Origin of the sequence: uncultured Dokdonia sp. (assembly GCF_937910895.1) — a bacterium.
In the GTDB taxonomy this organism is placed as follows: Bacteria; Bacteroidota; Bacteroidia; order Flavobacteriales; family Flavobacteriaceae; genus Dokdonia.
In genome coordinates this window covers 1-12,121 of record NZ_CALEMI010000048.1, presented here as the reverse complement: position 1 = coordinate 12,121, position 12,121 = coordinate 1, and the positions used below count along the sequence as shown (strand labels likewise).

The window sequence follows — 12,121 nt, the reverse complement described above, 5'->3', positions numbered from 1 at the left end:
ATTTGATTCATTCAAATATGAAACAGGTAATCCAGATTTAGGTCTATCATTTTCACAATTAAAAAAAACAAAAACTAGGTCACCTGAAACATTGTTTTGCTCTAAATCCGATTTTAAACTGCTCGATGCTTGGTCGTATTCTTGCTTGCCATAGTAGGAAGGACAGAAAAAAATAAAATGGCCTTTTTCACTAAATATGATAGAATCAAATACAAAATCTTTATTGCATTGTATTAAGTGTTGTAGTAGCTTAGGGTGCAATACCAGATCTGCATCTAAAAGAAAAATATAATCATACGCTCCATCCAAAGCATACCTAATAGCTCTATTTTTTATGCTCGCAATTCTATCGGTCAGCGATTTATTCCAATGATGTGTTTTATAACTAGAGGTCTCTTGTATCCAATCTCTCTCAATTTTTACGCTTGGGTGTTTTTGCTCAAATTCTTTAAGAAAGGTAATCGATTTTTTATTGTTATTATCATCATACAAAAGGATCTCTAACTCAATTCCCTCTGTATCTAATGCTAACCAGGAAGGGAGTACTACTTCTAATACTTCTTTCGATTTACACAATGATGAAAATAACAATACTTTTTTCATGTATTCTTTTGATATATGTCGCTAATAGTTCTTTACAGATGCCTAACCAATGACGTCTACAATTCGCAGCTTTTAGGCACGAATCAGTGTGATCCAATAAGAATAAACTCTATTTAACTCAAAAACAAATCTAACGTTATCTAATTTAAATATGTGTGTGAAAAGTTTTTTTGTATCCAGTCTCATTCTATAAAAAACACCTGTTGCCATTTTAGAATTATTTTTTTTAATGAGGATCAATTGCGCTTTTGTTTGTCCCATTCCTCTAGCCATCCGGTATAAATATGATTTGGTGAGTCGGTCTTTAGGGATAAAATGCTGAAACGTATTATCACATACTTGTCTGATTTTATAGCCTTTGGCAACAGCGTAATTACACATTTCTGAATCCCCTCCAGAGGATAAACTTTTTCCTTTTCTATCCGTCATCTTAGGTTCAAAGTCGTCAAAAATAGATTTTCTAAAACACATCCCCGCTCCATACACATTGGTAACATCACCATCCCTTCTACACCCCAATGCGTAGATGCTCTTAAATTTCTCAAACCAACGAGGGGGCTCCACTTCGCAAGCTTCAACACCATTACCTCCCACCACACCGTAGGCGTCGTTTTCTTTCAAGAAATTATAAGATCGTTCTACATATCTTGGATTTAACCAATTGTCATCATCACAAAAAAGCACTGTATCATATTGAGCCGTATCGATTCCTTTCTTCCTCGCATAATTGAGTCCTGGCTTGCTTTCACTAACAATACTCGCATTTGGAAATGCAGCTTCATCTATAAGCTTTTGTGCTAACGCCACACTCGTATCTGTACTCGCATTGTCTACAAGAATTAATTCCCAAGAAATCGTTGCCAATCCTTCTTGAAGAAAAATACTTTGCATGGTAGGGGTGATACGCTCACTACTATTGTAAAAGCAAATGACTACAGAAATTCCTTTTTCTTGCTTCATACTATTGCGGTGTGTTTTTAGGGATGTAATTAAATCTATTTTTGAGCTTAAGAAATTGTTTTTCTATGAGCACAAAAGAGAGCCACGAAATTACAATAACAAGTATCGAATTTTCTGCGATCAACAACAACATTTTATATTTTACATTAAAGAAATCAGGCAATAATGGGTTAAAATATACATCAATATATTTTTTTGTGATCATACTAGGAATGATATTATGATATAAATAAATCCCATAACTTATTTTACCTATAAAAATTAATATCCTATTGTTTAAAATAAATGCTCCTTTAAGCTTATCGGTTTGATGATATATGTAAATGTAACTAATGAGCCAGAGTGTGATGATAGACACCGTGGTTCTTACGGATAAAACATTCCACTGTTTTACAGTGGCACTGTATATAAAATAGAAAAACACCAAAATAGCAACTACAGAAAGTCGTTTGAAATAGAGAAATACTTTTTCTTTTTTGTAGGTGATACCCCAAGCTAGTAAAGACCCAAGTCCAAAAGCATCAAAACAGGTAAAGGTCAATATTCTACTCATTCTAAATCCACTTAACAACAACTGACTTCCTATCCCAATAGCAATAAAAACAAGGATCATAGGGAATACATACTTTCTATTAAGTAATAAAACCAACCACGGCCAGACTAAGTAATATTGTTCTTCTACAGCAAGAGACCATACATGAGGAAGGAGTACCTCCCAAGACTGTTGCTCAAAGAAATAAAAATTTGCCGTATACGTAGCATAATAGACAAACGGATCTTTAATTGGCGTGTTGGCATACATCGCCACCAAATAAACCACTATAATCGTGAGGTAATAAATAGGAAAAATACGCAACGATCTCCGTATGTAAAAATTCTTTAAAACTGTAAACGTTGACACATTTTGCACTCTAGCTTTGTCACGACTATCCAATAATATTTTTGATATTAAAAACCCACTCAACACAAAGAAAATATCCACCCCAATTTGTCCATTAGGGATTCTGTTTAATATATTCTGATTGGGTAACCAGTGGCTTATGATCACTAAAATAACAGCAATTGCCCTAACACTATCTAGTTGTTTAATATACTGCATGCTTACATTCGCTTTTTTAAAAACGTGGTCTCTGGATACATCCGTTTATAATAGTCAAGTTTGCATTTATTTTTTAAAAATCGTTTTATGATCGTAATGGCAAATACACGTTCTTTCCAATAGGCGTAGAGAAACCTTGCAGGAGACACACTCTGAAACTGAATTCCAGAATTCCTTATTTGAAAAGGGATTTTCATTTGTTTCCACTTGATAGGATAGCCAATCAGATTGCGATAAATCAAAAACCGAAGATGTGTTTTAGCCTCTTTTATCATATTGCTTTCTAACACCTTACCTTCTACAGATTCAATCGCTTTTTTTATGGCCTCAAGATATTCTAAAGATTTTTTCTTGGTCGCAATGGAGTCAGCAACATCAAGTCTGTAATAATTATCAGCCTTTACTACTAAAGCTTTTACTCTTGGATTATACGTAAGTGCTCTTACGTGAAGTTCCCAGTCCTGCCATGCAATTAGCTCTTGATTCCACCCACCAATTTTTTTAAGAAATGCAGCATTCCATAAGACGCCAGTGGTATGCCAAGGCATATCTTGGTAGAGAAATCGCATAAGGTATTCTTCACACGTTTCTCTTTTGTGCAACATATTCCAATACACATCTGTCTCTTTTACCTCCACTTTGAATGAAGCCGTATGAAACACACACATATCTATAGTTTCTTCTACAGATGCAAGACGGTTTTTTATACAATCTACTCCAAGCAAATCATCAGAATCTAGGAACATCACCCAATCAGACGTAGCACGATCTAATCCCATTTGGCGTGCCCCGTTACCTCCAGATGTGTAAGTATCATCTCTTTGAAATAGGTGTATTCTTGAGTCCGCTTTCGCGAAAGCGGTCACCACCTCAACAGTAGCATCGGTACTGCCGTCATCTACTACAATACATTCCCAGTCTGGACTAGATTGTGCGACCACAGAGTTGAGCGTCTCTTGAATAAGATGCGCTCTGTTGTACGATGGGATGATTATGGAAATAACGGTTTTCATCCTTCGCGTATGATTTGATCAAGCTGTGAAGCAATATTTTTAGGTTCATAGGCTTCAGTAAATATATTTTTATATACTTCTTCTACCTTCGTACTAAGCCTAAAACCTTCCTCGATAGCAAGCTTAATCGATGCTGGCGTATTGGGTTGAAATATAGGAAAGTCAAACTTTTTTAGTTCTTCTGTAAGATTACCCGTTTCAGGACCCACAATAATTTTCTTAAGAGTGAGCCCTAAATATATATTTCCAGAATTTAGAGTATGTATCCTTGGTATGAACACCACATCGGAAGCCGCCAGGAATAAAGCCAATTGCTTTGCCTCTATAAAACTGTAGTTTACGATATAGTCCGGGGGGTTGAATATACCGTTCATTTGTTTTTCTATTTTAGTCTTGACATCAAGAATACCTTTTAATTTTTGACGACCTACAAATTCTATAGTTGATTGTTTCCAAAACATATTAGGCACTATCAAGGTTCTATTTGAATTCTTGACTTGTTTAAAAGAGTCTAATACTAAGTTTCTTTCTTTTAGGGTACGTATTTTTCCAGGTGCAATCATTACTTCTCTCCCTAGGTCTATCCCTAATTGCTTCCTAGCTTCTTCTTTGGTAAAGAAAGGAAAAGAACGTTTGTATAGTGGATGCTTAAGAATACGATGCTGTGAATGGATATATTTCTTTTCAAATATTTCTTGACTATACTTTCCAAAATGTAATAGTATATCACTAGAAGACTCCACGATATCATATAATTTCTGGAATTGTTTTGTCATTCCAAGATGTGGTTTCTCGTTATGAACGATATAGATGATTTTTGAAAATTGTTTCCATTTTTTTATCGCCTGAGATAAGTGAGATAGTTGCTGATCGTCAGGCTCCTTCCAATTAAAGATCTGTTCTGGCCATTGAATAAGAATGGTTGTGTAACCAGACGTATCATCATCTAATGTGCCATGTACGTATTCATGTTCTGAATGAAAGGTGATTTCATCAAAAAATGAATTTGCGCTTTTTTGAACGGGAGTAAATACTTTCATGACGCTATGTGTACTATTCTTATCATCACCTTTATTCTACCACCTTGTATTTTTTAAGAGATTCATAATCTGGAAAATAAAAATCTTTCATAGAAAAATCTCTTTCAGGTAAAATGGCTGTATCCTGTATAAAGTTAATCGAATAAATATCTTTTAAAGGTTCTGGCATATCATAGCCTATTGACAAATAATAATCTCTATACTTAAAGATGGGTTCTTCAGATTGTGGTGCTACAAAGACACACGGCTTTTTTAAGGCGTGGGCAAAAATAATCCCATGTAAAGAAGAGGCATAAACGACTTTAGCTTTTAAGATTTCGTTTGCTATTGTTTCAGGTTTATTATCAATATTTACTACCTTAACTCCTTTAGGGTAGTTATTTTTATATACGAATAAGTCTCTATAGTGTGGTATAAAAATAACTTGGTCTTCTGTACTTTTACTAAGATCTAAATTATAAACTTCTCTAATTAATAACCCTGGATCTAGTTCAAATTTTAAATCACTTAAATCTGCTCCATATTTTTCGAATAAACTTCTTGTAAGAGGACCTCTTACGCCATATACTTTTGCTTCGCTGATGTGTTTTTCTCTAGAAGATAAATCATCTCCTTTCCAACCAATCCCGTTGATGATATCGCCTGTCTGAATGACTCTTAAAATAGATCCTATTAATAACAAACGATGTCCTTCCCAATCTTTATTTAAGGGTTCGTCTTTGTAAATGTATCGTATGAGGTCTGCATTAAATATATCACCAGCATTTCCATGTCTAAATGCTATGTTTGAAGGATTTGTAACCTTATTCATAAAAAAACGCAGCGTAGATACTTTACGTGAATTCCAATAATACGTCCTTATGCCCATAATTTGTCTTGCTTTATTGATACCATATTCCAATCTACATCATTAATCCCGTAGGAGATAATTACTTCATTCATATACATTGTAATACCTGAGAAATAAGTACAAGAAATCAAGTTTTTATTAAACTTAAAAGAATTTCCTGCAAGTGATTTATAAGAATGGATAAGGGGTCTAGATGATATTTTCAAAGGGGTTTCTGTAAAAGGTGAGAATATGAAGGCTCTTCCTGAATAAAGACGTTTCCCTCTGAATATAATTTTTTTATGCCCTATAAAACCATAGGTGGTATCAGTCAATGTCATCAACGGAGTTCCTATAGTGTATTCTTGATATTTCTTTTTTTCAACCGTCGAAAACGCATCAAAATTTAAGGTATTCCCTTTTATTATATCTAATGAAGTTGCTTTTAAAATTTTTACTTGATCGATTCCGTAAAGGGCATAAATACAATCATCTTTCATAAAAAATGCCCAATTCTTTTCTATACGTGTACGTTCGCTATAATGACAGTAAAAATAATTCTTAACCTCAGTATTTTTAATTTGAAAAAGAACTACTTGATTCTCTCCTTTAGCTACATAGCCTGTATTAAAAGTTCCCCAAACCTCATCATTCATGATAAAGAGTTTTGGATCTGCTACTTTCTGGGCTGTCAGTACGTTTATAAAATACTCGGTAAGATTTACAAAAGTATAGGGTTGGTCTTCTTTCCAACTATATAGATGCGCTTGAATGGTTTTGCTGTCTGTATCATACACTCGTATAGTCATTAAAAAAGAATCCATATAATATACCATACTAGGATTGAAAACGTAGGGATATTTTTCAAGATGCTTCAATAGATCATCTGGCAAATACTGTTTTGTATGTTTTTTTAAGGTTTTAACCACGTGATCAATCGTTTTATATTTTGCTTTAAACTTTTATTCTGTGGCTTCCTGTAAACGTGAAGGTTATATGCTTTCAATATATTTTCTGGAACTAACGAACTATGTAACTTTAGCTTTTCTTGTACTTCTAGGTAATGTTGTTTTTTTACCTCAACTTTTCCAGTAAAATGCAATATCATTGGATGATGAATATCATCTTTAAATAAATTTTCAGGTCTGCTATTAAATGATTTGTAGTCGTGTAATTCGGCTGTATTTTTAAATATAGGATTTGTTTTAAGCAAGTAAATCATGGCATCCTGATCGCCATTAGAAAAATACCCTAAATCTTCTGTCCACCAGGATTTGACAACATTCAAATCTTGTTGAATAACCTGATTTATAAAATCTTTTGATTTTTTTGAAGATTTGAGAATAAATTGTCCTGAGCTAAAAAACGTTTTTAACGTTTTGTGCGATGGGCTTTTACATATAGAGAGAAAGGCATCGCCAGTTGGCGCATACGTCATAATATCTTTTTCAAAATCAAAGAAAAAAGCATCATCATCTATCCATACAATATAATCATAGGCATCTATATACATTTGTATATAATGCATCTTATTTAAATAACGGTTTTGTTCTTTTGTAGGCCAATTACAGTGTGCATAGGTATATCCATATCGATCTGCATACACCTTATGGTTGATGGCAGAATCAAAATCTGTTGCTGGATATCTACCAGAGACTATGCAGACCTTCATACCTGAATTATTTAATAATCGTTCCTGTAAAGATTTTTGACATTTTATCAGTGCTCAACTTTGTAAATAAATAATTTCTAAAGCTACTTGGCTTATTAAAAAAGCCCAGTTTTTTGATAATGAGTTCGTCTTCGTTGATATCAAATATGTTATATCCTTTAGGGAATAATTTTTTTACTGCTTTTAGATCGGTGTGATCATTTATTTCAATAAGAACACTTGGACTACATTCTTTTAAAATAGTTTTCATTCCTTTTAAAGTCAGCTGTTCTGCACCTTCTACATCCATTTTGAGTAAAGAGATCGGTGTTTTTGATCCCAAGTCTTTATACCAATCATCGAGTCTAATTGACTTTACTGTTGTTGAGAGATTATTCATCTCTTTAGACATAAGACCTGCTACAGAACTCATAATACCTTCTTCTTCATAATAATGAAATACAACCTCTCCATTTTCATTAGAGCAAGCTGCTTTTACAACACTCCCATTAGAAATGTCATTCAATCTAAAGTTAGCCTCTGTCCGATCGATACATTTATCTTGAATATCAAAAGCATATATATATTCTACATGGGTCTTTTGTGATGCAATTAAAGAGTAGATTCCAGAATAAGTACCTATATCGAGAACAATCCCTTTTTGTATCGCATCCAATAGATTATTCCAGAGCGTTAAGCTTGTAAATTCCCATCCTTTAAAATCTGTCCAGTATAATTCTTTAACAACGGTATCATCATTTTTACAGTGCATTTTAAACGGTGGTATCCCTTGTATAGAGATATCAATATCGCCATGGATTGGATTTTCTTTCCAAAATACTTTTTTTTCTTCAGTAAATAGTTTTTTATAATCCTTCATATTTAAGCACCTATTGTTTTATGAATCAAAATCTACAGCCCAATCACCTATAGAAAACAAAATACTATTAGAAGTCTTTGCTTTTGTAATAGAGTAAAAGTCTTCACTAGGTTTATCAGGAAGGATTTCAAAATTTATAAACTTTTCATGAAAATCTAATAATTCCTTACCATCAAGAAAACTCATGGATAATGTATATATCCCGTTTAATAAAAATAAATCTCTTGTTTTTATATCAACTATTAAACTTTGATCACAGTTTTTAGGAAGTGGCTCTTCTATATAATCATTACTCCTCCAAGTAATAACATTCACATTATTAAAATCACTTAATCTAAGACTAAAGATAGGATTTCTGATTTTTGTTTTAATATCAATAAATATTCTAAAACACATTTTTTCTCCAGAATGGTATTTAGAAGTTAACTCCTTTTTTAGATTTAGAATTTCAAACTTTTTAAATTGAGCTTTAAACTTTTCTTCATTTTCTTCAAATTTTTCTCTTCCTGTAGAAACTTTGTCTTCGCTTAAATATCTATTTACGCCTTCATTTGTCTCACCATCAAAAGTTAATCCTCCGTTTTCTAATATGATGACTCGGGTACATAAATCACGAACAGCAGCCATATTATGGCTTACAAACAATACGGTTCTTCCTCCTTCACTTGAGATGTCTTGCATCTTTCCAATAGCTTTCTTTTGAAATTCAGCATCACCTACAGCAAGTACCTCATCTACCACAAGGATATCAGGCTCTAAGAATGCGGCTACGGCAAAACCCAATCGTACCCGCATTCCGCTAGAATAGCGTTTTACAGGGGTATCGATATACATTTCACAGCCAGAAAATTCTATAATCTCATCTATTTTACTTCTGATCTCAGCCTTTGTCATTCCGAGAATCGCGCCATTTAAAAAGATATTTTCTCTCCCTGTAAGTTCGGGATGCATCCCTGTTCCTACCTCTAGCAAACTTGCAATACGTCCAGCTGTCTTAATATTGCCTTCTGTAGGAGCTGTTACTCTAGAGAGTATTTTAAGTAAGGTAGATTTTCCGGCGCCATTCTTTCCTACAATGCCAAGAACCTCTCCCTTATTTACTTCAAAGCTAATGTCTTGTAACGCCCAAACATATTCAGAACTTGCCTTGGCACTACGGTCATTTACACTTCCTATTTTAAGATACGGATCTTCTTTACCTCGTATCTTATGCCAAAACCGATTAAAATCATGAGCTAATGTTCCTAAGCCCACAAGCCCTAGCCGGTATTGCTTTGATATGTTTTCTGCTTTTAATATAATATCGCTCATAAGAGTTCTTTTGGAAATGCTTTGGTAAGCGCTATTTGAACTTCATTTATCTTTTGCTCACTAGGGACGGTTGTTACCTTAGAAAAAATCGTTTCATATTCCTGTAGTGATTTTTTTTGTTCTACATATACAGGTTGATATGGTTGTATTCCAACAGATAGAAAATAATCTTCATATTTTACATTGTCTCCGCTCAATTTATCAGAAAACTGTATCCAAATCGCTGGGATTCCATAAGCTTGTGCGACAATCACCCCGTGCAATGACGAGCTGATGATTTTTTTACATGCTAAGATCCGATCTGTGGTATATAATACATCATCATTGATAAGGTTAAGTACCGCAACATCCGCTTGATCTCCGTACCAATCTTGAACAACTTTCTGATCTACGTAATGGGGGACAAACCCATACTCATATTTCTTTTCAATAGTAGGTTGGTAATATTTTGGCAATAAGATGGCGGGATCTCCATATACTTCGGGGCATGAATATCCTAATTCCAGTATACGCTTTCGCGAAAGCGGCCCCCGAACAGCACAAAAAGTAGCATCAGAAAATTGATCTTTCCGAGAGATAATACCGCTTCCCCAGACGATTGCTTTGGGTTGTGTATAACTCATAATACTCCCAATAGCCATGAGGTACGGTTTTTTAAACCAACGCTTTTTTTTATTTGGCGCATTGTAAAAAGCAACCGCTCTTCCACTTACCCAGGAAACCATCTGGGCAGATAAAATATCACCATAGTTTTCTTGCTCTTTTTTTTCAAAAAACTTAGAAGACCAATAAAAAAGAGGGATTTGTTTCTCCATAAGTTTATACGGTATCTATAAACGTTTTTTCAGTTTTATTAAATACAATAAGTCCTAAGAAAACAAACACAATACTTAAGGCTAAACTTATCCATAAGCCTTTTATATTAGGCTCGCCTACATTTAATAACATATAGCGATACGCCTCTATCACCTGTGCTATAGGATTATATTCAACCACCCAAGCATAGTCAGATAGTTTTTCTTTAACAAGACTTAACGGGTACATAACCGCCGATAAATAAAGTAATAATTGCACTCCAAAAGATATCAATATTTTTACATCTCTATATTTTGTTGCAATAGCACTTAACATCATTCCTGCTCCCAATCCAAGCATTGCTATAGTCGCAATGGCTACGGGTAATAAATACAGAGTACTTCCTACACTAATGGGTTTTTCCTTAAAAAAAAGAAAATAGAAAAAAAATACTATAAATATGACAAGCTGAATAACATACTTAAAAAGACCTGATATGATCCTAGATAATGGTGATATAACTCTTGGAAAATAGACTTTTCCAAACAATCCCGCATTAGATGTAAAAGTTGTGGAAGTGTTTGTAAGACATTCCTTGAAATAGGTCCATAAGGTAATTCCTGCCAAATTAAAAAGAAATGAGGGTGCTCCATCTATTTTAATACCTGCTACATTGTTAAAAACTAACGTAAAAATTACAGAGGTAAACAAAGGTTGAATTAAATACCATAAAGGCCCCAAAGCTGTTTGCTTATAGACAGTTACAATATCACGCTTTACAAATAAAATCAATAAATCACGATAGCGCCATATTTCTTTAAAATTAAGATCAATAAACTTCCCTTTGGGCTTAATCTCATACAACCATGCTGTCTCCTCTGCCTTATTCAAAATATACTATTTAAGAAATTTAAATTACTTCCTTCTAAAAGCCTTTGTTATTTTTTTACGCCATCGTTTAAAGAATGGCACTCCTTTTATGTCTTCGTGATATCCATTACCATAGCCTCCATACCCATATCCGTAGCCATATCCATACCCGTAGCCATATCCATATTTTCCTTTAGTTTGAAAATAATTTAAAACAAAACTGACATTACTCACCTCTCCTTTTGCATACTTATCTTTAATTAAACCTAGCATCCCTTTTTTAGTATATCCTTGACGGATCATATATAAAGAGGCGTCTGCATAATTCATAATCTCTAAAGCATCTGCTACCAATCCTACAGGAGGGGTATCTAGTATGATATAATCATACGTTTTCTTTAGTTCCTCCATAAACTCCTTCATCGCATCACTTAATAGTAATTCTGATGGATTGGGAGGTACAGGACCTGATAAAATAATATCTAAAAACGGGATCCCACTTTCTTGTTTAATGTCATCTATCGTATTTTGTCCTATCAAGTAGTTCACCACGCCTGTCTCATTAGACAATTCAAAATCATCAAAGATTTTTGGTTTACGTAAATCAAGACCTACTAGTACTGTTTTCTTTTCGCTTAAAGCGAAAACAGAAGCAATATTAATAGATGTAAATGTTTTTCCTTCGCCACTTACAGAAGAAGTGACCAATACTGTTTTTGCCCCTTCTATATCTTGTTTACGATACATAAACTGTAAGCTAGATCGTATTCCTCTAAAAGCTTCTGCTATAGCAGAACGAGAGCGGTCGCGTACCACAAGATTATTCCCGTGCTTGCTCTTTCCTATAATGCCTAATATTGGAATTTTTGAGAGTTTTTTGAGTTCTTCTGGATTGGTGATTTTGGTGTTAAAAAATACTAGCAAAAAAACGAGCACTAAAGGAATCACGCCCCCAACTAATGTGGCGATGATATAATTGAGACGCGTATTAGGGCCTACTTGTCCTCCTCCAACATCTTTTGCTTCGTCTATAAATAAAATATCAGAAACATTAGACGCTTTGATAATAC

The 12,121-nt window shown here is 34.0% G+C and carries 12 protein-coding genes and 1 pseudogene; all 13 read right to left on the bottom strand.

What is annotated here, in order from left to right; all coding sequences use genetic code 11:
• Positions 1-603, bottom strand: a pseudogene (locus Q0505_RS05620) (hypothetical protein); the annotation flags it as partial.
• Positions 604-675: 72 nt separating this feature from the next.
• Positions 676-1,563 (bottom strand): glycosyltransferase, encoded by an 888-nt coding sequence (locus Q0505_RS05615; RefSeq protein ID WP_299210033.1) that lies wholly within the window; start codon positions 1,561-1,563, stop codon positions 676-678.
• A gap of 1 nt (position 1,564) precedes the next feature.
• Positions 1,565-2,662 carry an acyltransferase gene (locus Q0505_RS05610; RefSeq protein WP_299210031.1) on the bottom strand — a complete coding sequence of 366 codons (1,098 nt, stop codon included), beginning with the start codon at positions 2,660-2,662 and terminating at the stop codon, positions 1,565-1,567.
• 2 nt (positions 2,663-2,664) lie between these two features.
• Positions 2,665-3,675: a glycosyltransferase family 2 protein gene (locus tag Q0505_RS05605; protein ID WP_299210029.1), complete on the bottom strand. Its 1,011-nt coding sequence runs from the start codon at positions 3,673-3,675 to the stop codon at positions 2,665-2,667.
• A complete protein-coding gene (locus Q0505_RS05600; RefSeq protein WP_299210027.1) occupies positions 3,672-4,715 on the bottom strand; it encodes a hypothetical protein in 1,044 nt (347 codons plus the stop codon). Before Q0505_RS05600 ends, Q0505_RS05605 begins: the two co-directional genes overlap by 4 nt.
• 31 nt (positions 4,716-4,746) lie before the next feature.
• The gene (locus Q0505_RS05595) at positions 4,747-5,526 is read right to left on the bottom strand and encodes a polysaccharide pyruvyl transferase family protein (protein ID WP_299210025.1); all 780 of its coding nucleotides are present in this window, start codon (positions 5,524-5,526) and stop codon (positions 4,747-4,749) included.
• A 47-nt stretch (positions 5,527-5,573) separates the two neighbouring features.
• On the bottom strand, positions 5,574-6,473 hold the full coding sequence (locus tag Q0505_RS05590; protein ID WP_299210023.1) for a hypothetical protein: 900 nt from the start codon (positions 6,471-6,473) through the stop codon (positions 5,574-5,576).
• Entirely contained in the window at positions 6,458-7,216 is a 759-nt protein-coding gene (locus Q0505_RS05585; RefSeq protein WP_299210021.1) for a hypothetical protein, read from the bottom strand. The genes Q0505_RS05590 and Q0505_RS05585 overlap by 16 nt, the downstream gene beginning before the upstream one ends.
• Positions 7,217-7,223: 7 nt before the next feature.
• Positions 7,224-8,075, bottom strand: coding sequence for an FkbM family methyltransferase (locus Q0505_RS05580; protein WP_299210019.1), 852 nt, complete (start codon positions 8,073-8,075; stop codon positions 7,224-7,226).
• An 18-nt stretch (positions 8,076-8,093) separates the two neighbouring features.
• A complete protein-coding gene (locus Q0505_RS05575) occupies positions 8,094-9,386 on the bottom strand; it encodes an ABC transporter ATP-binding protein (protein ID WP_299210017.1) in 1,293 nt (430 codons plus the stop codon).
• Entirely contained in the window at positions 9,383-10,201 is an 819-nt protein-coding gene (locus Q0505_RS05570) for a polysaccharide pyruvyl transferase family protein (protein ID WP_299210015.1), read from the bottom strand. Before Q0505_RS05570 ends, Q0505_RS05575 begins: the two co-directional genes overlap by 4 nt.
• 4 nt (positions 10,202-10,205) lie before the next feature.
• Positions 10,206-11,072 carry an ABC transporter permease gene (locus tag Q0505_RS05565; protein WP_299210013.1) on the bottom strand — a complete coding sequence of 289 codons (867 nt, stop codon included), beginning with the start codon at positions 11,070-11,072 and terminating at the stop codon, positions 10,206-10,208.
• A 24-nt stretch (positions 11,073-11,096) separates the two neighbouring features.
• The coding region (locus tag Q0505_RS05560; protein ID WP_299210011.1) for a polysaccharide biosynthesis tyrosine autokinase at positions 11,097-12,121 on the bottom strand (1,025 nt) is incomplete at its 5' end.